The sequence below is a fragment of the Mangrovimonas sp. TPBH4 genome, from assembly GCF_001280505.1.
Lineage (GTDB): Bacteria > Bacteroidota > Bacteroidia > Flavobacteriales > Flavobacteriaceae > Mangrovimonas_A.
Genome location: NZ_LBIO01000044.1, coordinates 35,322 through 60,041, shown reverse-complemented (window position 1 = coordinate 60,041; position 24,720 = coordinate 35,322). Strand labels below are relative to the sequence as shown.

20 protein-coding genes are annotated in these 24,720 nt (G+C 39.3%); 6 read left to right on the top strand and 14 right to left on the bottom strand.

Annotation, left to right across the window (positions count from 1 at the left end):
* Both ZA05_RS08305 and ZA05_RS08300 read left to right on the top strand, forming a co-directional pair.
* Complete coding sequence (locus tag ZA05_RS08305) at positions 1 to 1,245, top strand: LamG-like jellyroll fold domain-containing protein (protein WP_053991234.1); 1,245 nt, start codon at positions 1 to 3, stop codon at positions 1,243 to 1,245.
* 194 nt (positions 1,246 to 1,439) lie between these two features.
* The gene (locus tag ZA05_RS08300; protein WP_053991233.1) at positions 1,440 to 2,693 is read left to right on the top strand and encodes a LamG-like jellyroll fold domain-containing protein; all 1,254 of its coding nucleotides are present in this window, start codon (positions 1,440 to 1,442) and stop codon (positions 2,691 to 2,693) included.
* Positions 2,694 to 2,769: 76 nt separating this feature from the next.
* Here the strand turns inward: ZA05_RS08300 and ZA05_RS08295 are convergent, their stop codons facing one another.
* Positions 2,770 to 3,489, bottom strand: coding sequence for a septal ring lytic transglycosylase RlpA family protein (locus tag ZA05_RS08295; RefSeq protein WP_053991232.1), 720 nt, complete (start codon positions 3,487 to 3,489; stop codon positions 2,770 to 2,772).
* 245 nt (positions 3,490 to 3,734) lie between these two features.
* On the opposite strand from ZA05_RS08295, the gene ZA05_RS08290 reads away from it, so the two are divergent.
* Entirely contained in the window at positions 3,735 to 4,985 is a 1,251-nt protein-coding gene (locus tag ZA05_RS08290; protein ID WP_082333721.1) for a LamG-like jellyroll fold domain-containing protein, read from the top strand.
* 92 nt (positions 4,986 to 5,077) lie between these two features.
* On the opposite strand, the gene ZA05_RS08285 is transcribed toward ZA05_RS08290, so the two are convergent.
* From ZA05_RS08285 to uvrA, 9 genes are all read right to left on the bottom strand, one after another.
* The gene (locus ZA05_RS08285; RefSeq protein ID WP_053991230.1) at positions 5,078 to 5,554 is read right to left on the bottom strand and encodes a hypothetical protein; all 477 of its coding nucleotides are present in this window, start codon (positions 5,552 to 5,554) and stop codon (positions 5,078 to 5,080) included.
* 13 nt (positions 5,555 to 5,567) lie between these two features.
* On the bottom strand, positions 5,568 to 5,840 hold the full coding sequence (locus ZA05_RS08280; protein ID WP_053991229.1) for a DUF202 domain-containing protein: 273 nt from the start codon (positions 5,838 to 5,840) through the stop codon (positions 5,568 to 5,570).
* On the bottom strand, positions 5,837 to 6,220 hold the full coding sequence (locus ZA05_RS08275; protein ID WP_053991228.1) for a DoxX family protein: 384 nt from the start codon (positions 6,218 to 6,220) through the stop codon (positions 5,837 to 5,839). Before ZA05_RS08275 ends, ZA05_RS08280 begins: the two co-directional genes overlap by 4 nt.
* Positions 6,221 to 6,227: 7 nt before the next feature.
* On the bottom strand, positions 6,228 to 7,838 hold the full coding sequence (locus tag ZA05_RS08270) for a class I SAM-dependent methyltransferase (RefSeq protein ID WP_053991227.1): 1,611 nt from the start codon (positions 7,836 to 7,838) through the stop codon (positions 6,228 to 6,230).
* Positions 7,839 to 7,924: 86 nt separating this feature from the next.
* Entirely contained in the window at positions 7,925 to 10,336 is a 2,412-nt protein-coding gene (locus tag ZA05_RS08265; protein ID WP_053991226.1) for a thiamine pyrophosphate-dependent enzyme, read from the bottom strand.
* A gap of 155 nt (positions 10,337 to 10,491) precedes the next feature.
* A complete protein-coding gene (locus ZA05_RS08260; RefSeq protein WP_231632471.1) occupies positions 10,492 to 13,251 on the bottom strand; it encodes a metalloprotease in 2,760 nt (919 codons plus the stop codon).
* Between the two features lie 308 nt (positions 13,252 to 13,559).
* Positions 13,560 to 14,246, bottom strand: a complete 687-nt coding sequence (locus ZA05_RS08255; RefSeq protein WP_053991225.1) for a TIGR00730 family Rossman fold protein — start codon at positions 14,244 to 14,246, stop codon at positions 13,560 to 13,562.
* A 221-nt stretch (positions 14,247 to 14,467) separates the two neighbouring features.
* Positions 14,468 to 14,635 (bottom strand): lmo0937 family membrane protein, encoded by a 168-nt coding sequence (locus tag ZA05_RS18200; RefSeq protein WP_157514619.1) that lies wholly within the window; start codon positions 14,633 to 14,635, stop codon positions 14,468 to 14,470.
* 117 nt (positions 14,636 to 14,752) lie between these two features.
* Positions 14,753 to 17,584: an excinuclease ABC subunit UvrA gene (gene uvrA / locus ZA05_RS08250; RefSeq protein ID WP_053991224.1), complete on the bottom strand. Its 2,832-nt coding sequence runs from the start codon at positions 17,582 to 17,584 to the stop codon at positions 14,753 to 14,755.
* Positions 17,585 to 17,850: 266 nt separating this feature from the next.
* Between uvrA and ZA05_RS08245 the strand changes: the two genes are divergently transcribed.
* Positions 17,851 to 18,378: a hypothetical protein gene (locus ZA05_RS08245; protein ID WP_053991223.1), complete on the top strand. Its 528-nt coding sequence runs from the start codon at positions 17,851 to 17,853 to the stop codon at positions 18,376 to 18,378.
* Between the two features lie 2 nt (positions 18,379 to 18,380).
* Here the strand turns inward: ZA05_RS08245 and ZA05_RS08240 are convergent, their stop codons facing one another.
* The 3 genes from ZA05_RS08240 to ZA05_RS08230 form a co-directional block, all read right to left on the bottom strand.
* Complete coding sequence (locus tag ZA05_RS08240; RefSeq protein ID WP_053991222.1) at positions 18,381 to 19,082, bottom strand: hypothetical protein; 702 nt, start codon at positions 19,080 to 19,082, stop codon at positions 18,381 to 18,383.
* Positions 19,083 to 19,239: 157 nt separating this feature from the next.
* Complete coding sequence (gene ggt / locus ZA05_RS08235) at positions 19,240 to 20,928, bottom strand: gamma-glutamyltransferase (RefSeq protein ID WP_053991221.1); 1,689 nt, start codon at positions 20,926 to 20,928, stop codon at positions 19,240 to 19,242.
* Positions 20,925 to 21,533, bottom strand: coding sequence for an ACP phosphodiesterase (locus ZA05_RS08230; RefSeq protein WP_053991220.1), 609 nt, complete (start codon positions 21,531 to 21,533; stop codon positions 20,925 to 20,927). The genes ggt and ZA05_RS08230 overlap by 4 nt, the downstream gene beginning before the upstream one ends.
* A gap of 89 nt (positions 21,534 to 21,622) precedes the next feature.
* Between ZA05_RS08230 and glmM the strand changes: the two genes are divergently transcribed.
* Positions 21,623 to 23,011 (top strand): phosphoglucosamine mutase, encoded by a 1,389-nt coding sequence (glmM, locus tag ZA05_RS08225; protein WP_053991219.1) that lies wholly within the window; start codon positions 21,623 to 21,625, stop codon positions 23,009 to 23,011.
* Between the two features lie 53 nt (positions 23,012 to 23,064).
* On the opposite strand, the gene ZA05_RS08220 is transcribed toward glmM, so the two are convergent.
* The gene (locus ZA05_RS08220) at positions 23,065 to 23,958 is read right to left on the bottom strand and encodes a lysophospholipid acyltransferase family protein (RefSeq protein ID WP_053991218.1); all 894 of its coding nucleotides are present in this window, start codon (positions 23,956 to 23,958) and stop codon (positions 23,065 to 23,067) included.
* Positions 23,959 to 24,020: 62 nt separating this feature from the next.
* Between ZA05_RS08220 and ZA05_RS08215 the strand changes: the two genes are divergently transcribed.
* Positions 24,021 to 24,668, top strand: a complete 648-nt coding sequence (locus ZA05_RS08215; RefSeq protein WP_053991217.1) for a rhomboid family intramembrane serine protease — start codon at positions 24,021 to 24,023, stop codon at positions 24,666 to 24,668.
* Positions 24,669 to 24,720 lie beyond the last annotated feature (52 nt).

Genomic DNA, 24,720 nt, shown 5'->3' with positions numbered 1-24,720 from the left:
ATGACAAAAAAACTACGTAAAAAATTGCTTTTTCCTGCGTGTTTCGCAGCTTCAATGTTAACTTCTTATGCGCAAACTGGGCTTCATTTTGATGGAGTGGATGATTATGTGCAGGGCACTGTGGCACCAGTTACGGGGTCTGGAGATAGAACTGTTGAGGCATGGATAAGGACTACTAAGGACTCTGACGGAAATCAAAGTGTGATTTGTGATTGGGGTGATAGTTCAGGCAGTAATAAAAGATTTACATTTAATATTTTATGGGGCAATACCTTGCGCTTGGAAGTTACAGGAGGAGGAATCAATGGGACTACAGCAGTGAATGATGGAGAGTGGCATCATGTGGCGGTTACTTATGACAATGGCGCCAGTAATAGGGTGAATTTATATGTGGATGGTAATTTGGATATTTCAGGGAATATGAACAATGGTGCTTATGCCTATACAGGTTCCTCGGTAAAATTGAGGTTAGGAATGAGAGTGTTGGGGGATAATTTATTTGAAGGAGATATGGATGAGGTACGTGTTTGGGATTATGCCTTAACTCAGGAAGAAATTCAAAGTAGAATGCATGTAGAGCTTTGTGGAGATGAAACAGGGCTTGTTGCCTATTACCCTTTTGCAGAAGGAACTCCAGGTACAGATAATGCAGGAATGACGACTGCAAATGATATGAGTGCAACAGCAGATATAGGAACCTTAAATAATTTTGCACTTGCAGGAGAGACTTCCAACTGGGTGGAAGGCCATGGGTTGGTGTCCGCTTCTGAAGGTACGTTAACTGCCGGTCAAGGAAGTTCAGAGACGACTCCAACAGAGCTTGTTGCTACATACCAATGGGTTGATTGTGATAATGACAATACAGCTATTGAAGGTGAAACGGCTCAAGCGTTTACGCCTGAAACCCCAGGTAATTATGCGGTGGAAATCACTGTAGATGGTTGTACCACTACATCGGAATGTATCGAAGTTGCTTCATTAGGCGTGGAAGATGTCTTGTTTGCCAACAGTTTAAAACTGTATCCTAACCCAACTTCTGGAGATGTGAACGTGACCTTAAATGGCGTGTACCAAACTATAGATGCTCAATTGGTGTCTATCACAGGGAAGGTGGTAGCGGAATATCAATTCACTAATACCAATGAATTTTCAATCGATCTTAACAATTTCAATTCGGGGCTTTATTTCTTAAACCTTAAGGCAGATCAATTAGATACTGCAACTGTTAAAGTGGTAAAGATGTAATTGTGTAATGTGTTTATGTGAAAAGCCAACCTGAAAGGGTTGGCTTTTTTGTAGGGGTCAAGTAGGTTTGTTTATCACATTGAGACTGAACGTACTTATTGTTTTTAGAGAGTTAATAGAGGGTTAATGCGTGGGTAATACCCCAAGTGTTTATGATTAGTTTAAGTTATTTTATAGATAAATTAACTCAAATTATGATTAAAAGAATACACAAAAAGTGGTTGTTGTCGGCTGGTTTTGCGGCTGCAATGTTAACGGCAAATGCGCAAACAGCGTTGAATTTTGATGGTTATGGTGATTATATCATAACAGATTTATATGGACCTCAGGGTAATTCTGCGAGAACGGTTGAGGCTTGGGTAGATCACTCTGGTAGTGGTCAGGATATTATTGTAGAATGGGGTGGTGGAGCTCCAACAGAAGCAGGAGGGCCTCGTTTCACCTTTAAATTTCAAGATCGTTATTTGGAAATAGCAGCAGGGGGAGGGGCAGAAAATAAGATCACGGGAGGTACTTACAATCCTTTGGGATGGCATCATGTTGCCGTAACTTACGATCCTTCTTTGGAAAATAATCAATATAAACTATATCTGGATGGCGTGATAGAAGCTCAAGGGAATTTTACAGGTACAGGAACTAATACCTCCAATGTGGCTCCTATTCAAATTGGAGCTAGAGCCGGAAACCCAGAGAATACAGGGTATAACGGAACTATTGATGATGTGCGAATCTGGAATGTAGCGAGAACCCAAGGTGATATTCAGCAGAACATGAATAGTGAACTTTGTGAGTACCCAGAAGAATTAATAGCTTACTATAAATTAAACGAGGGAGTACCTGGTGCGGATAACTCTGCTGTTACAACGGTTATAAATGAAGTGTCGCCTTCAGATGTAAATGAACTGCATAACTTTGGAATGAATGTAGCTTGGACCTCAAATTTTGTAGAAGGATATGTAACTAATGACATCGATATTACAATTACTCAAGGGGAAACCTCATTTACAGCCAACCAAGCAGATGCTTCTTACCAATGGGTGGATATAGATAATGGACATGCGCCAATTGAAGGGGCGACAGGTCAGACATTTTCGCCTTCAGAAGAGGGTAATTATGCGGTTGAAATTACCGTTGGGGGATGTGTGGAAATGTCTGTGACGGTTTATTATGAAAATGATTCCTTAGGGATAGATGATGAGGTTTTTGCACAAGGTTTACAATTGTATCCTAACCCAACCTCAGGGGACTTAAATGTTTCTTTAAATGGTGTTTACCAAACCGTAGAGGCACAATTGGTGTCTATTACAGGGAAAGTAGTTGGACAATACCAATTCAGCAATACCAATGGTTTTTCCTTGGATCTTAGCAATGTTAATTCAGGAGTGTATTTCTTGAATTTAAAGGCGGGGCAATTGGAAGGGGTAACCATGAAAGTTGTTAAAATGTAGTTGAGAGAATTTACATTTAATAAAGAAGCCAATGCGTTTGCATTGGCTTTCTTTTTTTGTATGTTGAATATATGCTCTATGATGTGGTAAGATTCACGATAAAACAGTCGGGGTATCTCTCCTCAACACGATCTCTAAAATGTTCCGCTTTACTACGGGTGTTGAATTTTCCAAGAATCAGGGAATAGATTTTTACACCATTAATGGTTTTTACCTGAACGGTAACTTCTTTTTGATAACTTACCTTTAAGTTATCTGCCAAACGAATAAGATTGGCCAGCTCTTGGAAACTGCCTATCTGTACACCAATCCAATCTGGTTTTACTCTGTCAATCGTAAGTTCGTAAAACTCCGATTCTATGGGGGCTGCTGTTATTGGATTAGAAATCGTGGAAGTGTTTTCTGGTGCTGTACTAACAGTTGCTTCTGAATTTGGTGTAGACAAATCTCCCGCGTCCAATACTTCTATAACTACATCGGCTACTCCGGCGGCTACAAAATCCAATTTTTCAGCGATAGACTTTGACAAATCAATAATGCGGCCACTTACAAAGGGACCTCTGTCATTCACCTTGACATAGGCCGTTTTGTTGTTGGCAAGGTTGGTGACTTTTAACATGGTGCCAAAAGGCAAACTTCTATGGGCTGCCGTAGCATTCTTGTGGGAATAGGGCTCTCCACTTGCCGTTAAGCGTCCTTCAAACTTATCGCCGTAAAATGAGGCTTTACCAGTCTGTACCTGAGCGGTAAGGACTGTGGAGAACATAGCAAGTGCTAATAAAATAATAGGTTTCATGGGGTTTAGGGGCATTGATTAGTTAAACTGACCGGCAATATACAGAAAGTTGATAAGAAAATTCAAGCAGAAATTATAAGATTGTTTTAAAGAAATATCAAGAAATTCATAGAATAAATTTTTTAAATCGAAATGGTCTATAGCCTAGGAAATTTGCAAGGTTAAATAAGGGTTAATCGGTTTGTTCGAAGCTTTTCTATAGGGAGGAAAGTACTTCTTTTGCAAAAAAAATAACACTCCAAATTATGATGAAACAATTACACAAGAAATTAGCGATGTCTGCTTTTGTTGCGGGCTCGTTTTTAATGTCGAATGCACAAACAGGAATCCATTTTGATGGGGTTGATGATTATATTCAAGGACATGTAATTCCGGTAACAGCTACCAATCCTAGAACTGTTGAAGTGTGGATTAGAACCACTAAGAACTCGGAGGGTAATCAAAGTGTGATTAGCGATTGGGGTAAGAATAATGCAGGGAATCGGTTTACATTTAATATAAGAGATAATAATGCTTTAAGGCTTGAAGTTGGAGCGGGGGCTGTAAATGCCGTCACTGCTGTAAATGATGGCGTTTGGCATCATGTGGCTGTAGTTTTTGAATCTTTTACTTCGACCGAGCATTCTGTTAAATTTTATGTGGACGGAAATTTGGATGCAGAAGCCACTTTAAGTAAATATGCCTATATCCTTTCGACAAGCGATGATCTTAGAATAGGTGATAAGATAACAGGAGGCAAGAATTTTGAGGGTGATATGGACGAGTTCAGAATTTGGAACAGAGTATTGACACAAGAGGAAATTCAAAGTAGAATGTATACAAAACTTTGTGGGGATGAAGCAGGCTTGGTGGCGTATTATCCTTTTAGTGTAGGAACTCCTAACGGTGATAATACTGGTGTTGTGGATGCTATCGATGAAAGCCCTACAGGAGATTTAGGGACCTTAACCAATTTTGCTTTAACAGGAACTACTTCAAACTGGGTAATCGGTCATAGTGTATTGAGTTTGGATGGAACTACTTTAACGGCGACTCAAGAAAATGATGAAGATACTACTCCTGCGGAGTTGTTGGCGACATATCAATGGGTTGATTGTGATAATGGAAATGCAACTATAGAAGGGGCTACTGAACGAACTTTTACTCCTGAATCCTCCGGTAACTATGCTGTAGAAATTACCGTGGCAGGTTGCGTTACGACTTCAGAGTGTATGGAAGTTGACATTAATGCGTTAAGTATTGAAGATAACCTAATGGACAGTTTGAAGGTGTACCCAAACCCAACTTCAGGAAACTTAAATGTTGCTTTAAACGGCGTTTATCAAACAGTAGAGGCACAATTGGTATCTATTACAGGAAAAGTGGTAGGGCAATATCAATTTAGCAATACTAACGAGTTTCAAATTGAATTGAACCAGTTCAATTCTGGAGTATATTTCTTGAATTTAAAGGCAGACCAATTGGATGCCGTAACAATAAAAGTTGTTAAGTTGTAATCGAAAGATTACGCCTTTAGTGATGAAGCCAGTGCAATTGCATTGGCTTTTTTTGTTTGTGGATTTAAATTGAAAGAATAATTGGTATTGAATCATTCCATTAACGCTTCCAATTCTAAAGTGTAGTCGTATTGCAGGTCTTCGTGCAAAACGGAAATTTTCTTTTTGAGCCCATTGATTTGTCTTTCGAATAGATTGTTTAAGGTGACGTTTTCAAATATAGAAGGGCTAAAGTCCTTTAGTTTATGGCAGAAATACAGCAGTAATTCTACTTCGGTTTCTTTTTTAAGGGAATAGCGAATATACTTCTGAACACTTCTTAAAATTTTGCGCACGCTTTTTTTTATGTAGAAATAACTGTTGGTGTTGATCTGTTCAAATTGGGTGTCCATATCCATTTTTACAGCATTGATATAGCCCTGTTCGTCATGCGATTCAAAAAGCAGGTAGGTCAGTAACTCTTTATTCTCCTTTTTAAAGCGGGCTAAACGAAGGCATAGGTTGGTAAGCTCTTCATGGCTTCGGTGCTGCAATTCTTTTTTGATGTTTGAAACGGTTTCAGTGTGCATAAATAATCTTTAATCAAACATTGTAGTGTTTTCTAATCAATCGCCTTACATAAATTAGGCGGACAATCCCAATAGTAAGGATTATAGGTGCAACAGTAATAAGGATGATGCCAAAGGGCTTCATGCTATTGAACAGTTCAATCTTCAAAATGGTAATGCCTGTTCCCAAGAACACGATTGCGGTCCTGAAATAAGCCAAAAAGGTGCGCTCATTGGCAAGTTTGGTACGCTCAATGGCCAGCCAGTCACGAGTGATCAATTTTGGTGTGTTGTCGGGAGTGCTCATTTTTTCAATTGGTTATCTAATGAATATTTGCCAGGTCCTATTAAAAATATCACGATATAGGCGGTAAGATACAATAAGGCCTTTTCCTTGTTGCCAATAGGATCTTGCAAATGCACAATAAAGGCGGCAACCGCCATTGTGATGATTATAGGGATACTACTTAGTTTAGTTTTGAAACCTAAAATAACAAATATTGGGGCGAGAACTTCGGCTATCAAGGTCAATATTAGGGAAGTGGTGGCTCCCAAACCTATCGGGTCCGCAAATTCAATGGGTGAGGCAAATAACCTAGGAATCTTTGGAATACCATGGGTAAGCATTAACCCTGAAAATACGACTCTTAAAATTAATGATGCAAGGTCTAATTGTGGTTTCTTCATAAAAAACTCAGGACGAAACGCCTTTAAATAAATTAATACTAACGGTTGCTAACTCGTTATTTGGATATTTTGAGGCGTATTGTGCAACCGGAATCAATCCCGCCTCCTTTGCCAATGCCATAAAGATATCAATTTCCAAAATATATTGATCGCTATAGCCATGAGTGGCATCATATGCTGTTGCAGGAGTTTTACCTAAGTTTTTAGCAATCAATTTTGGAGCGATGGTGTGCAATTCTATAATGAGAAGCCCAAAACGTTCCACATAGGGTTTCCAACGTTGAAAATGTTCCAAGAGTGAATCTTCCACTAGGCTATTTTCAAGGCGTTCGCCTCTGTAGGCAAAGGCACCCGAAGAAGAGCTGGTTCTTTGGGTGGGATGTTGTGGAGCTGTCCAAATCCTATTGTGGTCCAAAAAGGTTCTTACGTTCAGCAAATCCCCCAAATCAATACCATAATCTTCTTTTAGATCTTGAGCCAATAAATCTGGTCTGCCCACATCGCCCCAAATCACTTTGGCCCAAATATCGGCAGAAATTAAATTGGCCCGGGTGACTTTCAATGCAGCTTGGTTCAAGTCGGCACCAACCAAAAGTAAAGGATGTTCCTCTAGTATTTTTCCCCTTAGGGTTTGGTGTTCGATGACATCGAAAATATGTTGAAGGAAAGCTCCGTTACCACAGCCCATGTCTAAAATTCCTTTGGGTTGCTCATCGATTGGTTTGTTGAACAGCTCAATAATCACTTCGTCTATGACCTTGAAATAGGTGGAATGGGCGCCACCGCTGCCCCAAACATTCATTTCTCTGTCTACATGCTTTTCCGTTTCGTTTATATTATCGGTTTTTAAGATGAGGGGATTTCCAAAAATAAGCTCTTCAAGATTTATAAAGGTAGGGAGGTAGGATACGGTAACGCCATAAGCAGTGGCTCGCTTGGCAAAAAACAGACCTGTATCAGTAAATTGATAAGTGTTCTTTTTTTTGGTAAACCATCCCAAATAGGCAAAAAAGTCAAGGATCTTTTTAAAACTTTCAGGGTTTCTATGGTATTCTTCTGCAGTAAAAGAGGCTTCCATAAAGTATTTGTGGAATAGTCCACGAACTCCCATCAGCACAATAATAGGAGCCACTATCACACCTTCAATATGTTTCAGAATTTGGAATTCTAGACTATCTTCTGAAGGCTTGTCCCATCCAAAATGATTTTCGTAGTTCTTGAAAATACGTTCCAATGCTAAAAAGGCATCCGGACCAATGCGTTCCTCTGGAAATTTCACGGAATAAGATAGAAGTTGAACAGCTTCTTTGTACAATGGGATGAGTTGAAAAGCCTTTTCACTTTGGTCATTAATAGCGTAGTGAATGGTATTGTTCTTTGTTATTGGTTCTTGGTTCAGCCAGCCTTGCGCACAAAGAATTCGCAGAGCCACATTTAAATAGCCCTCATTGGCCTTGAATTTTATTGTAAGTTGTTCTAGACCTACTTGTTGCTGTTCTAGAATATTATTGAGCACACCCTTTTCATGCAATGCATAGGCAGTGGTAGCCGTAGCAATACCGTCAAGATGCCTAAAAATAGTGCTTCTTAACCGCTGTTTGTCATGTTGAGTAAGCATACAAGGAATGTGAGTTCCTTATAAATATAAAAAAACCTTTTAGGAAGTCCTAAAAGGTTTTGTATATAAAGTTGATAATAAATTGTTTATCTCAAACTAGGGAAGTTTGTAGGGTTTGTTTCATGCATCATGTTGTAAACCGCTTCAAAAATGTCTTCGGCAGAAGGTTTTGAGAAATAGTCGCCATCGGTTCCGTAGGCAGGTCTGTGCTGTTTTGCTGCTAAGGTCTGCGGTTGACTGTCTAAATATTGGAATGCATTTTGGGTATTTAAAATTTCATCCAAAATATAGGATGAAGCACCTCCGGGAACATCTTCGTCTATGACCATCAAACGATTGGTTTTTTGAATACTTTTTAGGATGTCGTGGTTCAAATCGAATGGTAGCAATGACTGTACATCAATAACTTCAGCATCGATACCAACTTCCAACAAATCCTTAGCTGTTTGGGCTACGATATTTAAAGTCGATCCGTAAGACACCAAAGTAATATCTGCACCTTCCTTAACGGTTTCCACGACACCAATAGGTGTTTTGAACTCCCCAAGGTTTTCTGGCATTTTTTCTTTAAGTCTGTATCCGTTTAGGCATTCCACAATCAAAGCAGGCTCGTCACTTTCAAGTAAAGTGTTGTAGAAACCAGCAGCTTTGGTCATGTTACGTGGCACCAACACATGCATACCGCGAACCAAATTGATGATACCTCCCATTTGGGAACCAGAGTGCCAAATACCTTCCAGTCTGTGGCCACGGGTTCTCACAATTAAAGGTGCTTTTTGTCTACCTGCAGTACGATAATGTAGCGTAGCCAAATCGTCACTCATAATTTGAAGTGCGTACATTAGGTAGTCCAAATATTGGATTTCGGCAATTGGTCTTAAACCTCTCATGGCCATTCCAATACCTTGCCCTAAAATAGTGGCTTCCCTGATTCCTGCATCAGAAATACGAAGGTCTCCATATTTTTCCTGTAAGCCTTCCAGACCTTGGTTAACATCTCCAATATTTCCAGAATCTTCACCAAAAATTAAGGCATTTGGATATTTGTTGAAAATAGCATCGAAGTTATCTCGGATTACCAAACGGCCATCCACTTCGGTTGCAGTATCAGCATAATTAGGGGCAACCTCTTTAATATTCAATGCTGATTTTGCAGTTTCTGAATATAGGTGTGAACTGTATTTAGGCTGAACCTCTTCAAAGAAGTTGTTGATCCAGTTTTGAAGCGCTGTTTTTTCAGGAGTGTTTTCTGAAATTACATAGCGCAACGCCTTTCTTGCAACAGAAATGACATCCTTTCTAATAGGTTCTTTAACTGCTGTAAGGTCATTGGCCAATTTGATTATAAAAGCTTTGTTGTGGCTTGAGTTGGCCAATTGGTTAAGCAGGGCTATAGCTTGTTGTTGTTCTTCCTTTATAGGTTTTAGGTAAGCGTCCCAAGCCAAGTTTTTTGTATTTCTAACGTCCTTTTTTATGGTCTTTTCAATCTCACGCAATTCTTCTTCCGTTGCCACATTGTTTGCTAGCATCCAGTCGCGCATTTTTGAAATACAGTCATGTTCGCTCTCCCATTCCAAACGGTCTTTACTCTTGTAGCGCTCGTGAGATCCTGAAGTAGAGTGCCCTTGTGGTTGAGTTAACTCCAAAACGTGAATCAACACAGGAACGTGCTCTTCTCTGGCAATGCGTGCGGCTTCTTGATAGGTTTCAATCAAGGCTACATAATCCCAACCGTTTACTTTTAGAATTTCGTAACCATTTCCGTTTTCGTCTCTTTGGAATCCTTTTAAGATTTCTGAAATACTTTCCTTGGTAGTTTGATACTTGGCGTGTACAGAGATCCCGTATTCGTCATCCCAAACACTTATTACCATTGGTACTTGTAAAACACCAGCGGCATTCACGGTTTCAAAAAATAGGCCTTCACTGGTGCTTGCATTACCAATCGTACCCCATGCTACTTCATTTCCTTTTACCGAAAAGTTAGTAGTGTCAATACCTTCAACATTCCTGTAAATTTTGGAAGCTTGCGCCAATCCCAACAAACGTGGCATTTGACCTGCAGTTGGAGAGATATCGGCACTTGAGTTTTTTTGTTTGGTTAAGTCCTTCCAATTTCCTTGGGCATCCAAACTATGGGTACCAAAGTGGCCTCCCATTTGGCGACCAGCAGACATTGGGTCGGCTTCAAGGCTAGGGTGGGCATACAAACCGGCAAAAAATTGTTGAACAGTCAATTCGCCAATGGCCATCATAAAGGTTTGATCCCTGTAGTAGCCAGATCTAAAGTCTCCATTTTTGAACGCTTTAGCCCAAGCTAACTGAGGAACTTCCTTTCCGTCTCCAAAAATTCCAAACTTGGCTTTACCAGTAAGTACCTCTCGTCTTCCTAGCAAACTACACTCTCTGCTGGTAACAGCAGTTTTATAATCGTTGATAACTTCTTGCTTAAAATCATCAAAGGTTATGTCTTGTATAGTGTTAGGTTCAGTTTGCATAGTGTCGATTTTTTAGTTGTTGCAAATTTAGGTAATCTTTCCAATCTTTACAACCATAGAATGTGTTATAGTTTTGGTGATTTGATAAGAAAAATATGGTTTTTATGTAAAATAATTAAAATAATGCAAAAAAATGCATTTTGATTAAGAATTCATTAAAACCATCTTCTGCGGAACAAACCTAAAAGGGCTTGTGGGTCTACCGTAAACTTAAAGCGTATTTTTTGATCGTACCGGGGTTGTGCGATTTCCCATCCTAAATTGGAATATATTGGAAAATAGATTTCAAAGTAGTCGGTTACCAAGTCTAGTTTAATACCGGAGTCGTATACAAATTGAGGTTCATGATACTTGTTTTTTACAAAGCCAATGTCTCCATAAGCTTCGATGTAGCGCCAAAGTGTGGTACTAAAGTTCATGGTTGTCATCCATTGGTTTGAAAAGGCTGGAGTTAGTTTTGATTTAAAGCCTCCTTCCGCAATAATTATCTGTTGGCTAAAAATCCCTGATTGCTCAGACCGGCCCAGATAATCATAATCAAAAAGATAGTCGGTAGGTCTATCCAATGCAAAATTGAAGTAATTGGAATCTTCAGAGTTATTGTTGTAAATGAAGGTTCCTGCAAAGAATCTTAAATTAAACCGTCGGTTGTTTTCAAAGAGTTTTCTATACTCGTAGTTAATGGCGATTTTCCCAAATTTATCGGCCGCTTGAAAATCGGTATACCACCTCGAATAATTTACCAAACCGGGGTTGGCGTAAATGTAACGTATGTTGAAAACGGCATAATCCGGTTCTTCAGTCAAGACGATGTTAGGATCCTTTTGAGTTCTGGAAATATCTATATACCGAAGGTTGATGTACTGGGATTTATTGGACCTGAAGTTTTTGTCATCTCTAAAACTCAAGGTTAGGGACGGCGTAAATATGGTTGCAAAGGCGTCCTTAGCAAAGGATGAATAGCTGTAATGCAAACCATAGGTGATATTGTAAAGGTCCTTGTTTTCTAATTGGTGTGCATAAGATACAGATGCAGATCCCGTTAGAATATTAGAATGCGTGGCATATTTTGGGGACAATTTATAATTGAGCCGTTTTCGCAATAAGGTCTTGTTGTAAAGTTTGGTGCCCAGCGTTAAGCCATCGTAAATGTTGCGGTATTCTATAATGGGCATCACGAAAACCTGATTGTAGTTGGGGTCTTCAATGTCTTTGAACAAGCGAATCTGTAAAGGTTTGTTGTTGAAAAACCAGCCTTTGGGAGATTTCCAATTATCTCTTAAGTTGATTTCAGGGATGACTTTGTCGTAGTTCAAAACAAGTTTATCAACATCTTCTTCTGGAATTTTTAGCGTTCTATCACCGTGGATATTCTCGATCCATGTTTTACTAAGTACACTATCCTTGGACAAGGTAAAAAAGGATACTGGCATCTTGTTATGACGTTTGTTTTTGATGGTAAGCGTAATGGAATCGTCCTCGCGCTTTACATCTTTAATTTTGAAATCCAGTTTCTTTCTAGTGCTAATATAATCCTCAAAAAACCAGTCTATGTCTTTGGAGGTATTTTGTCTCAATAGGGCTTCAAAATCTTCGGAATCCGAAAGTTGAAGCTGGTTGTCTTCGAAGAATTGAGAGATTGTTTGCTCCAAAACTTCAGGTTGGATGAAATCCCCTAAATATTTTAAGCCTACCCCAGCTTTATATTTTCCGGCAATATTTGCATTGAACTTTAAAAGGGAGTCCTTAGGCATGGTTAGTGGTTGATCTCTGTTGGTACGTACCATTTGCATAAAAAACAAATTGTACTGCTCATTGTATTTAAGATCGGAAGCATGAAAGGCCCTTATCCCCCAAATATCTGCCAACATTCCCAAAAATTTCATGTCGGGGTAATACTCCTCTATGTACTTCATCAGGAAATAAACCTGTACACCATCTTTTAACCAGTAGTCGTCCCTGGGGTTAACCAAAAGCGTATTTTCAAGGTAATTGTTAAGAGCTGTCTTTAATAGTTTCAATTCATATTGGAATCCATCAGGGAAGGGCCTTATAAAATTGGGTAATTGGTTGAGTCCATAGAGAGGATTCTTTTTGTACTCGATTTCCGTAAGTAAAAGGCGTTCATGTGGATAAGGGACCATGTTATCGTTCATGAAACTGATGATTCTGTCTACGATCAAAGCTCTTTCATGAGGTTTTAAACCGCCGTCTTCTATGTTGGTGACAACGGTGACGTTGTCGGTTTTTACATATTTGTAGTTGGGGAATTTAGTTAAAACAAAATTGGTGTTTACTCGGTTTTTTCCATTCAAAACGACAGTCTGTGTAGTGTCGGTTTGCTGTAGGGAAATGGTATTTAATTCTGAAATAAGAGCATAATTTCTTGGATGTACTATTTCCAAGGTTAGTTCGGCAGGAGGAGTGTAGAAGTCGTCTAGGTTTTTGTTGCTATAATAATGCCATTGGCCATCATAAACGGCAGGAGCCAAATACCAATATTTAAGGTTGAAATCCATAGCATCCGAAACCCCATAGCCCGTAAAGGTGTTATTAGGAACAAATAAATTGTAATTTAGGATGATATTGTAGCTTTCTCCTGGGGCCAACGGTTCTTGGAGGTCTACTTTTAGAACGTCAATGTGGTCTTTCAGCCTATCGTAAGAAAGCTCAACACCAGTGGAATCCTTAACAGAGGTTACAATAGTATAGCCTCGCTCTTCACTTTTAGCAAAATGAAATTTATTGTTGAATTCTTCTGTAAACCGAGTGGCTAGCGGTGTTGTTTTAGTTGAGTAGCTATTATTCCAATCGTTCAGGTAGATGGTTTTTAGGGTGTCTTTTGAGGTGTTTTGGCAAGCAATGTATTGTTTTACCTTGATTGTTTTATTGGGGACATCAAAAACGGCTTGCATCTCAATTTTGTTTTGAGAAAAAGCAAAGGAGGTGGCAAGAAGCACGATAATGAGTTCTAAATGTATTTTCAATGTACTATAACAAACATTTAAGGTTAACAATGTCACTGTTCATTCTAAAAAGGTTATCTATTTATGAACGTGGTTTTTAGATGAATAGTTTTGAAGGGCCACAAAACACCCTATATGCTTCCATATAAAACATAATATTACAAAGTTTTAAGGGAAAAGAAAATCTTTAGGTTTATAGATTTTTAGACCAAAATAAAGCTTTTTACTATGTTGTTTTTATACAGGGGATTAACATGTTAGAAGTTTGGACTTAAGTTGAATTCTTTATAGAATTCGTCTAAAATTTGTACCACTTCTTCAGAAGTATCGACTATATGGATTAGGTCCAAATCCTCAGGACTGATATTGCCTGCCTCCAAAAGGGTGGATTTGACCCAATCGATTAGGCCATTCCAAAATTCACTTACCACTAAAATAATTGGGAAGCGTTCAATTTTATGGGTTTGAATAAGGGTGATGGACTCAAATAATTCGTCAAGTGTACCGAAACCCCCAGGCATTACCACAAAGCCTTGTGAGTATTTTACAAACATCACTTTTCTAACGAAAAAGTAGTCAAAATCCAAGCTCTTATCTGAGTCGATGTATGGGTTGTCATGTTGCTCAAACGGCAATTCTATATTCAGTCCCACCGATGTACCACCGGCAATGTGGGCCCCTTTATTACCGGCTTCCATTATACCTGGGCCACCACCGGTAATGATACCATAGCCTTGGGTCACAATTTTCTCTGCAATTTCTTCTGCAAGTTTGTAATATTTATGGTTGGGCTTTGTTCTAGCAGATCCAAAAATAGATACACAGGGCCCTATCAGGCTCAACTTTTCGTATCCGTTTACAAATTCGCCCATGATCTTAAAAATGGCCCATGAGTCATTGGTTTTTATTTCATTCCATCGTCTGTGATGCTGTTCTCTGGTCATAGATGTAAATTTAAAATAACATTAGTATTGAAGTACCTAAAACATGAAAGGGCTTTGAATTTGGCCTTTACAAAAGCTTTGGTACTTTATACCATTTAAGGATTTCAAGATACAAATTATAATTAGGTAAGCGTGTTAAAGCTATGTGACTTTAGGGTAAAAAAAGAGGCGGATTGTGTTCCGCCTTTTTCATTAGAGTATTAGTCTTATAAAGTAGTGTCTTATAGAGGTTTCCTGCCTGATATGATGTTGTAAAGAATTGCAATGACGGCAATAACAAGCAAAATATGAATTAAGCTGCTAGTTCCAATTCCTTCCACGATTCCGAAAAATCCCAGAACCCAAACAAGGATACAAATTACGGCTACAAGCCAAAGTATACTTCTCATAATAGTTGTGGTTTTGATGTTATGATACTAATATACTAAAGAATTTTCCTAAATAATAATAAAATCTTAGTTTTTATGTGTTTAAATTGTTGAAAATTAAATTTTTATAAACAAATGTTATTCCAGTTCTTTCTTAAGAAACCTTGCCGTATGGCTCTTTTTGTTTTTAATTAGTTCTTCAGGAGTACCTTTGGCAATAATCTGTCCTCCACCTTTTCCACCTTCATAGCCCACATCGATAATATGGTCTACGGTTTTAATGACATCTAGGTTGTGTTCTATGATCAATACAGTATTCCCTTTGTCTACCAGTTTATTGAGGACCAACATCAATACCCTAATATCTTCAAAGTGCAATCCTGTAGTTGGCTCGTCTAAAATGTAAAAAGTGTTTCCTGTATCGCGTTTGCTCAATTCTGTGGCCAATTTTATGCGTTGGGCTTCTCCTCCAGAAAGCGTTGTACTTTGCTGCCCAAGAGTAATGTATCCCAAACCAACATCCTTTATGGTTTTAAGCTTTTTGTGGATTTTTGGAATGTGCTCAAAAAACTCTGCCGCTTCATTAATGGTCATGTTCAAGACATCACTAATCGATTTGCCTTTGTAACGGATTTCTAAAGTTTCCCTGTTGAAACGCTTGCCTTGACAGGTTTCACATTCCACATACACATCCGGTAAAAAGTTCATTTCAATCACTCGAAGTCCACCTCCTTGACAAGTTTCACAACGGCCTCCTTTTACATTGAAGCTAAAACGCCCTGGTTTGTAGCCTCTAATCATGGCTTCCGGAACTTTGGCAAATAAACTGCGTATTTCACTAAAGGTCCCTGTGTAAGTGGCTGGGTTACTTCTTGGAGTACGTCCAATAGGGGATTGGTTGATATCGATAACTTTGTCAATATGCTCCAATCCTTTGATGCTTTTATAAGGCATCGGTTTTTTAACCCCGTTAAAATAATGGGCATTCATAATAGGGTAGAGGGTCTCGTTAACTAATGTGGATTTTCCGCTTCCAGAAACTCCGGTAACACCTATCATTTTTCCTAATGGAAAGGTCACCGATACATTTTTGAGGTTGTTTCCTGAACAGCCTTTCAATTCTATGGATTTTCCATTGCCTTCACGGCGCTTTTTTGGAATTTCAATTTCCTTACATCCATTAAGGTAATCTGCGGTAAGGCTATGATGGGTTTTTAATTCTTCGGGAGTGCCAATACTAATGATTTCTCCGCCGTGTTTTCCTGCTTTCGGACCAATATCGATTACATAATCGGCGCGTTCTATCATGTCCTTGTCGTGTTCTACCACAATTACCGAATTTCCAATATCTCTAAGGGATACTAGGGAATTGATCAATTTCTCGTTGTCCCGTTGGTGTAATCCTATACTTGGTTCATCCAAGATATAAAGCACCCCTACCAATTGTGAACCAATTTGTGTGGCCAAGCGAATACGCTGCGCTTCGCCTCCAGATAGCGATTTTGAGCTGCGGTTCAAGGACAGGTAATCCAATCCCACATCCAATAAAAACTGAAGACGGGCCTTGATTTCCTTAATGATTTCTTCCGAAATTTTAAGTTGCTTCTCACTAATGTGATTGTGTAAATCTGCAAACCATTGGGACAGATCTACAATGTCTTTATGTGCCAAATCGGCAATGCTCAATCCGTTGACCTTGAAATATAGGGATTCTTTTCTCAGTCGAGATCCTTCACATTCGTCACAAACCACTTTGTCCATATATTCCTTGGCCCATCTTTTTAGGGAGGTAGAATCGGAATTATGGTACTGACTTTCTATAAATTTGGCGACCCCTTCAAAATCAATTTTGTAATCACGGGTGACACCTAATGTTTTACTTTCAATTGAGAACTTTTCATTGCCTCCATAAAGAATCATTTGTTGGGCTTCCTCGGGAATGTCTTTATAAGGGGTGTTAAGATCGAAATTAAAGCGTTGACCAATAACTTCCAATTGTTTGAAAATCCAACTGTTTTTTTGTGGTCCATGAGGCGCTAAAGCGCCATTTTTAATGGAAAGTGTATCGTCTGGAACAATTTTCTTTTCATTGACTTGATACAGTCTTCCAATTCCATTACACTTTGGGCAGGCGCCTTTAGGAGAGTTGAATGAAAAGTTGTTGGGTTCTGGATTGGGGTAAGAAATACCAGAAGACGGACACATTAAATTTCTACTGAAATAACGGGCTTCCTGAGTATCTTGGTCCAAAATCATCAAGACATCATCACCATGGTACATGGCTGTATTGATGGTTTCTGTCAAGCGTTTATCGTTGTCGGCCGAAGCATCAATTTTTAATCTATCAATGACAATCTCGATATCATGAGTTTTGTAGCGGTCAAGTTTCATGCCTTTCACAAGATCCTTAATTTCTCCATCAGTACGTACTTTTACAAAGCCTTGTTTGGCAATCTGCTCGAATAGCTCACGGTAGTGTCCTTTCCGCGATCTGATGACCGGCGCCAAAATATTGATGCGTTTGCCTTCATAACTTTCAGTAATAAGTGCTTTGATTTGCTCATCGCTATAGCTCACCATTTTTTCACCCGTGTTGTAGCTATAGGCATCACTAGCCCTGGCAAAAAGGAGCCTTAAGAAATCATAAATCTCGGTGATGGTTCCCACGGTGGATCTTGGCGATTTACTGGTGGTTTTTTGCTCTATGGCAATCACAGGGGAAAGGCCGTCAATCTTATCTACATCGGGGCGTTCCAAGCCACCCAAAAATTGGCGGGCATAGGCCGAAAAGGTTTCAATATAGCGACGCTGTCCTTCGGCATAAATGGTGTCGAAAGCCAAAGACGACTTCCCACTTCCAGAAAGTCCAGTAATGACTACCAACTGCTCCCTTGGGATGGTAACATCGATGTTTTTTAAATTGTGCACACGGGCACCCTTAACTTCAATATGTTCTTCAAATGCGCTCATAAAATTGGCAAAGTTGCAAAGGTACAGATTATGAACTGAAAAAGGAAGTATCCCTTATTTTGTATACTGTTAATTATTGTATAACTGAGGTAGATAAGTTCTGTTTTTAAAGCCAATTAAAACAGTGAAAAACTACTGTATTCAGGTTTAAAGCTCTTAGAAAATGCCTCAAAAATTGTTATACTTGTGCTGGTGCATAGTTAATGTGTCAACTATATTTAAAAATTAATCAAAACCTGTGAAAAACAGGTCGAAAAATAAAGCATATGAAATTATTGGGAATAGGGTCTAGAATAGACCATCCGGAATTGGGAAAAGGGGTCGTAACCAACGTGACTTCCAAGCATTATTGGGTGACTTTTATTGAAAATGGATTGGAAACGATTGATTTGGATAGTGAGTTTGAAATTATCGAAGCTATGGAAGATGATGTGGACACCATTAGTTTTGTTGAAGTGGAGAGTAGCTTGGTGCAAATTTTAAAACGTTGGAGTGATGTGACCGAAGTGGTGCCAATTGGTGATAAATGGAAAGGAGGGACCATGATTTTGCAACCAGAAGATAATTCGTTGCAAAGTAAGGAAATTCCAATTGACAGTTTTTTCCATAAAATTACCATGGTGCGTGATCGCTTGCGAGTAATGGAACAAAAGATCAATAGTAGTAATTTGGATGAGGCCGAAAAGATAGATTTACAGCAATACATTACCCGTATTTATGGGAGCTTAACTACTTTTAATGTCTTGTTTAAGTTGAAAAATCATCAATTCGTAGGTCAGAAATCTGCAAAGTAGGGTTATTTGGTAGCCGTAATATGGTTAAGTTGGATTCCAAATACCAAGAATTTGTGAAAGGTAGGCAATTGGGCCCCACTTTCGGTGGTGGTCCAATCTTTCCAAGACATTTCAATACCTCCAAAAGGAAGTTTGTTGGTCCACATTTTTAAGCTTTTTGGAACGTTATCGGTGTCCAGTTTCCATACATAGGATTCTTTGGGGGAGTAGGTGGCCATTAAGCCTTTGCTGCCATCTTCCAGAGTTACGATGCTTCTAGTAACGCCTTCATCAAAAATGGTATAGGGCGCTACCAACCAAAAAGAATCATTTTCAAAATAGGAAATAGCGTCTTCCAGCAGGTCATCGCCAGTGTCCCCTTCAACCTGAAAATTATGCACGTAACATTTACTTTTGTTATAATCGGAAAGGTTTAGGTCTACTTTGTAGTCTTTCCAGTAAACTGTACAACTGCCTTCCTTTTTTTTCCATTTGTAATGTCGACGTTTCTTGTGGGTCCACTCAATAAAGTTTGTTTCTTTGTATGCTTCATAATTAAGTGCGTCCAACATTTTTTTTGCCATAATATCGGCAGCTTCACTTTGGGAAGCTACAGGCAAAGGTTCGCCATATTTAAAGTAGGCGAAACCAAAGAGCAAGAGGCTAGGCAAAGTAAAAAAGATGATGACACCTAAGATTATTTTCAAGGGCTTGCTCAATCGCATACACGTTGGTTTTGATCTTTACTAGAGATTTTAAGGTTTTGAGGCATATCTCGGAATTCCCTACTTAGAAGACTTTTTCTGAAGCAGTTTTCTTTTAAATGTAATAGTTTTTTTTTGATTGTTTTAAATTAATACGCTCAGCATCCAAATGCATCGATTAATAACCAGCCGCAGTATCGTCGCCTCTGTGATCCGCCCCGGCTTCCAAATTACCGTTGTCAAGGACTAAAATTGCATCAACCCTAGCGGAGATTGGAGGCGCTTTTTCATTGATAGGGTAGCCGTGGGTTTCGAGTTGGCTTTTAAGGGATTCTGGAAATAAATTCACCTCCATTCTAATTTCATCTGGTAACCATTGGTGGTGAAAACGCGGGGCATCTACAGCTTCCTGCATGCCCATTCGAAATTCTTCAACATTTAAAATAGTTTGCAACACCGAAGTAATGATGGTGGAGCCTCCTGGTGTGCCCAACACCATAAACAGTTTTCCGTTTTTTTCTATAATGGTTGGAGTCATGGCGCTTAGCATCCTTTTTTGTGGGGCAATGCTGTTGGCTTCGGCGCCTAAGAGGCCATAGCTGTTGGGGACTCCCGGTTTACTGCTAAAATCGTCCATTTCGTTGTTTAGGAAAAAACCAAGTTCATCCACATACAGTTTGGAGCCATATGCTCCGTTAAGGGTAGTTGTGACTGATACCGCATTTCCAAAAGCATCTACAATAGAATAATGAGTGGTTTCATTGCTGCCAAAACCGGTAATATTGCCATAGGAAAGTTCTTCAGATTTGGTGGGGGTTTCAAAAGAAAAATTGGCCATGCGTTCTTTTAAATAGTCAGTATCCAAAAGTGTTTCGGTTGGGATCTCAACAAAATCGGGATCTCCCAAATAAAAACTTCTATCGGCATAGGCTCGCCGTTCGGATTCAACCAAAACTTGAATGGTTTTTAGGGAATTATGACCATAAGATTTGAGGTCGAAGGGCTCGACCATTTTCAGGATCTGTCCCAAACAAATACCGCCGCTGGATGGAGGAGACATGGAGCTAATCTGTAAATCTTTATACTGAAATGTAATGGGGTCACGCCACTTAGCTTCGTATAGCGCTAAATCTTCTATGGTGATGATGCCTCCCTTTTCCTGCAAATATTTCACTAGTTGCTGGCCAGTTTGGCCTTCGTAGAATTCTTTTTTGCCATTTTGGGCAATGCGTTTCAAAGTGTTGGCGAGGGCCATATTTTTAATGGTATCTCCAGCTTTAATCGCGGATGAATACAAGATGTCTTTTCCGTTTACCGCTTTAAAAATACTGTCGTAGGTATCGAAGCGTTCTTCTTGGTATTTGGTGACCTTAAACCCTTTCTTTGCCAGTTCAATCACAGGGGCTAAAATGTCTTTCACAGGAAGTGAACCAAATTTTTCATGAGCTGTAAACAAACCAGCAACAGTACCGGGGACACCAACCGCAAAAGCGCCAACCGTACTTTTGTTGGGAATGACATTGCCAAGAGAATCCAAATACATATCTCTAGAGGCTGCTAAGGGGGCCTTTTCCCGAAAATCCAAAGCACCTGTTTCTCCAGTGTTCAATCGGTAGACCATAAACCCGCCACCACCTAAATTTCCTGCATAGGGAAAGGTGACAGCCAAAGCCATTTCGGTAGCCATCATAGCGTCGAAAGCATTGCCGCCTTTTTTCAGAATTTCTACCCCAATTTTGGAGGCTTCTTCTCTTGCGGAAACCACCATAGCGTTTTCAGTAACCAACCCTCTTGGGGAATTTTTGGAAGATTTAGTGCAGGAAAATATAAAAATACTGAGGAGTATGTAGGGCAAAAGTTGTTTCATGGAGAAGGATAGTATTGTTGTTGCAATTGATGGAGCTTGTTGTTGGAAAAAGCCCTGAGTTCCTCAAAGAACTCGGTGAATTCAGTTTCAAATTCAGTGTAATATAGTTTCAGTTCGTAGGTGGCCGTATGCATTCCGGATTTATGGTTGGTACGTCTGTTCATACCGTTCAAAACCCGCTGTATCCCTTCAATTTTGGCATAGCTTAGGAGCCAATTATCGGCAATCATATAGGGAGTTAAATGTTTTATCCTAGAGGTGAGCAATTCTCCATTGTTGGTAAGGCTGTCATAAAAATCATCTACAAAAACGCTCAAAGGCGTATCGGAATAGCGTGTCCAGTTTCGGGCCAAAAAATGATCGTAAAGAATATCCACAATCACAGAGCTGTAGTGGCTGTAATTAGGGTGCAAGCGTTTGGTGCTCTGTCTCACAATGGGATGCGAGTCTGTAAAGGTGTCGATTTCACGGTGCAGTAAAATACCAATTTGAATGTCTGTAGGGAAATTTTTGTATTGGGAACCTTTAATGCCATCGGCCATAAAATTACCAATGCGGATAAGTTCGTCGTCCCCAGAAAGATAGATATGTGCGAGAAAATTCATTAGGGTAATTTACAAATTAGAAGCGATACTTTGCCGATAGTTTTAAGAATTTGAATTGTTATCTTTGCTGAAATCAAGAATACAAACATATGACACTTATAAAATCAATTTCAGGAATTCGTGGTACTATCGGCGGTGCAGTTGGTGATAATTTAACACCGATTGATGCCGTAAAATTTGCTTCGGCTTATGGTACTTGGCTCAAACAACAACGTCAAAAAGATCAGCATACAGTAGTAGTTGGAAGAGATGCCAGAATTTCGGGAGACATGATTCAAAATTTGGTGATGAACACTTTGGTAGGGCTTGGGATCCATGTAGTGGACTTAGGCTTGTCTACCACCCCAACGGTGGAGGTAGCAGTGCCTTTGGAACATGCCGATGGGGGAATCATCCTTACGGCGAGTCATAACCCAAAACAATGGAATGCCCTAAAATTATTGAATGCCAAAGGTGAATTTTTAAATGGTGCTGAAGGCGCTAAAATTTTGGAAATTGCCGAACAGGACCGTATGACTTTTGCTGATGTGGACAGTTTAGGGTATATCACTAAAAACGATGCCTATATCGACATGCATATCGATGAAGTTTTGAAATTGAATTTGGTGGATGCCAATGCCATTAAGGCGGCTAAATTTAAAGTGGTTGTAGATGGTGTAAATTCAACGGGAGGAATAGCCGTGCCTTTGTTGTTGGAGCGTTTGGGAGTGGAAACCGTAAAATTGTATTGTGAGCCTAATGGGCATTTCCCGCACAACCCAGAACCACTGAAAGAACATTTAACCGATCTTTCTGAAGCTGTGGTTAAAGAACATGCCGATTTGGGTATTGTGGTAGATCCAGATGTAGACCGTTTGGCCTTTATGGATGAGCGAGGCGAGATGTTTGGGGAGGAATATACCCTTGTGGCCTGTGCCGATTATGTGTTGGGTAAAACACCTGGGAATACCGTAAGCAATATGAGTTCTACGCGAGCTTTGAATGATGTCACCAAACAACACGGTGGGACTTATGAGGCCAGTGCTGTTGGGGAAGTGAACGTTGTGGAATTGATGAAACAAAACAATGCCATTATTGGAGGCGAAGGTAATGGTGGCATCATTTATCCTGAATTGCATTACGGAAGGGATGCTTTGGTAGGGATTGCTTTGTTCTTGAGTTTGTTGGCAGAAAAGAAATTATCGGTTAGTGATTTAAGAGCCTCTTATCCAAACTACTTTATGAGCAAAAAGAAAATAGAGTTGACCCCAGATTTGGATGTGGATGCTATTTTGAAAACCATGGCAGAAACGTATGCCAGTGAAAAAATCACAACTATTGATGGTGTAAAGATCGACTTTGCAAACTCATGGGTGCATTTAAGAAAAAGTAACACGGAGCCTATCATTAGAATCTATACAGAAGCTCCTTCACAAGAAGAAGCGGATACTTTAGCCGATAGATTTATTGCTGAAATCAAGGCAATTGCTAATAGCTAAAAGCTTGTGTTTATATGAAATAAAAGAGCTCCAATTTGGAGCTCTTTTTATTTTTAGGATTGATATTCCTCAGGGACACTGTCTCGGTGTTTCCAACGCTTATGTGTCCACAAGTAGTATTCTGGGGCTTCTTCGATTTGTGCTTCTACCAACTTGAAATAATGGTCGGTAATATCGTAATTATCGTATTCTTTCGGGTTTAGGGTAATGGTTTCAAAAGTGGTTTGGTAATACCCGCGCTTGAGGCGTTTCACTTTAAAGAAAATAACCGCTAGATCAAGACGCTTTGCCAACATTTCAGCACCTGTATGCATTGGTACTTTAATGTCCATAAAGTCACCCCAATGAAAGGCCTTACTTGGTTTTGGAGTTTGGTCTGCTACAAACCCACAAATGATTTGCTGCTTGTTGGCCTTGGCTTTCATCAAAACCGGAATGGTTTCCTTGGTAGTAATTAAATAACTGTTGTATTTGGCTCTGATTTTTTTGACCAACCTGTCAAAATATTTGTTCTCCAAACGTTTGTACACAGCATAGCCTTTAACGTCGCAATAGGTTTGCAATACAAAAATCCATTCCCAACTTCCGTAGTGTGCACACATTAAGGCAATACTTTTTCCATTGTTTACAGTATCCAAAATAAGATCTACATTGGTAAATGTGAAGCGTTTTCTCATTTCTTTCTCAGTAATCGACATCGATTTAAGCGCTTCTACAATCATATCACATAAATGATGGTAAAACTTCTTGGTAATGGTGTTGATTTCTTCTTTGGACTTATTGGGGAATACCAAATTGAGATTTTCTTTCACTACTTTTTTGCGGTAGCCCACAACGTAGTATAGCAGAACGAAAATACAGTCGGAGAGGGCGTAAAGGAGTCTAAAAGGAAGTTTGGAAATGAACCAGATAATTGGGTAAACCAAAATGTAGACAAGAAATTGCATTTTTTAGTATTAGATTTGCAGGAGCAAATATATGCTATAATATAAATATACCTCTTGAGTTTATGAATTTAAGTTTAGTGACCATCATTATCATTGCGGCCAATGTAATAGTTTCTTATAAAGGTTTTGGAGATTACGGCTTTTTTGAACGCTATAAATTTAATGTAGGAGGCATCAAGAGGGGAGAGCAGATCAGGATGTTCAGTTCGGGGTTTTTGCATGTGGATACAGCTCATTTGTTTTTTAACATGTTTACCTTGTACTTTTTTGCCGATGTGGTAATTAACTATCTTGGAACACTTCATTTTATCATTATTTATATCTGTAGTTTGATCTTGGGAAGCTTGTTTTCCCTATTTTTTCATAAGGATGAATATTATTATAGTGCAGTTGGTGCTAGTGGGGCAGTAACCGGGGTCTTGTATTCCGCAATTTTGTTGGAGCCAGGAATGAGCTTGTATATGTTTTTTATTCCTATTCCAATTCCTGCCTATATATTCGGTATAGGTTATTTGTTGTATTCCATCTACGGAATGAAAAACAAAGTTGGAAATATTGGTCATGATGCCCATTTTGGTGGGGCTGTTGGCGGTTATTTGGTAACCCTAATTTTGGCCCCTTATTTATTAGACGTCAATCGATCGATGGTCTTGTTATTGGCCGTTCCTATTGTCATACTATACGGGATGCACAAAACAGGAAAGTTATAAAACAAAAAAGTCTTCAATAGTGAAGACTTTTTTGTTTGTGTATGTTTAGAAA

Coding starts and splice junctions, on each gene's coding strand:
- ZA05_RS08305 (WP_053991234.1), top strand. CDS start 1: ATGACAAAAAAACTACGTAAAAAATTGCTTTTTCCTGCGTGTTTCGCA.
- ZA05_RS08300 (WP_053991233.1), top strand. CDS start 1,440: ATGATTAAAAGAATACACAAAAAGTGGTTGTTGTCGGCTGGTTTTGCG.
- ZA05_RS08295 (WP_053991232.1), bottom strand. CDS start 3,489: ATGAAACCTATTATTTTATTAGCACTTGCTATGTTCTCCACAGTCCTT.
- ZA05_RS08290 (WP_082333721.1), top strand. CDS start 3,735: ATGATGAAACAATTACACAAGAAATTAGCGATGTCTGCTTTTGTTGCG.
- ZA05_RS08285 (WP_053991230.1), bottom strand. CDS start 5,554: ATGCACACTGAAACCGTTTCAAACATCAAAAAAGAATTGCAGCACCGA.
- ZA05_RS08280 (WP_053991229.1), bottom strand. CDS start 5,840: ATGAGCACTCCCGACAACACACCAAAATTGATCACTCGTGACTGGCTG.
- ZA05_RS08275 (WP_053991228.1), bottom strand. CDS start 6,220: ATGAAGAAACCACAATTAGACCTTGCATCATTAATTTTAAGAGTCGTA.
- ZA05_RS08270 (WP_053991227.1), bottom strand. CDS start 7,838: ATGCTTACTCAACATGACAAACAGCGGTTAAGAAGCACTATTTTTAGG.
- ZA05_RS08265 (WP_053991226.1), bottom strand. CDS start 10,336: ATGCAAACTGAACCTAACACTATACAAGACATAACCTTTGATGATTTT.
- ZA05_RS08260 (WP_231632471.1), bottom strand. CDS start 13,251: ATGCAAGCCGTTTTTGATGTCCCCAATAAAACAATCAAGGTAAAACAA.
- ZA05_RS08255 (WP_053991225.1), bottom strand. CDS start 14,246: ATGACCAGAGAACAGCATCACAGACGATGGAATGAAATAAAAACCAAT.
- ZA05_RS18200 (WP_157514619.1), bottom strand. CDS start 14,635: ATGAGAAGTATACTTTGGCTTGTAGCCGTAATTTGTATCCTTGTTTGG.
- uvrA (WP_053991224.1), bottom strand. CDS start 17,584: ATGAGCGCATTTGAAGAACATATTGAAGTTAAGGGTGCCCGTGTGCAC.
- ZA05_RS08245 (WP_053991223.1), top strand. CDS start 17,851: ATGAAATTATTGGGAATAGGGTCTAGAATAGACCATCCGGAATTGGGA.
- ZA05_RS08240 (WP_053991222.1), bottom strand. CDS start 19,082: ATGCGATTGAGCAAGCCCTTGAAAATAATCTTAGGTGTCATCATCTTT.
- ggt (WP_053991221.1), bottom strand. CDS start 20,928: ATGAAACAACTTTTGCCCTACATACTCCTCAGTATTTTTATATTTTCC.
- ZA05_RS08230 (WP_053991220.1), bottom strand. CDS start 21,533: ATGAATTTTCTCGCACATATCTATCTTTCTGGGGACGACGAACTTATC.
- glmM (WP_053991219.1), top strand. CDS start 21,623: ATGACACTTATAAAATCAATTTCAGGAATTCGTGGTACTATCGGCGGT.
- ZA05_RS08220 (WP_053991218.1), bottom strand. CDS start 23,958: ATGCAATTTCTTGTCTACATTTTGGTTTACCCAATTATCTGGTTCATT.
- ZA05_RS08215 (WP_053991217.1), top strand. CDS start 24,021: ATGAATTTAAGTTTAGTGACCATCATTATCATTGCGGCCAATGTAATA.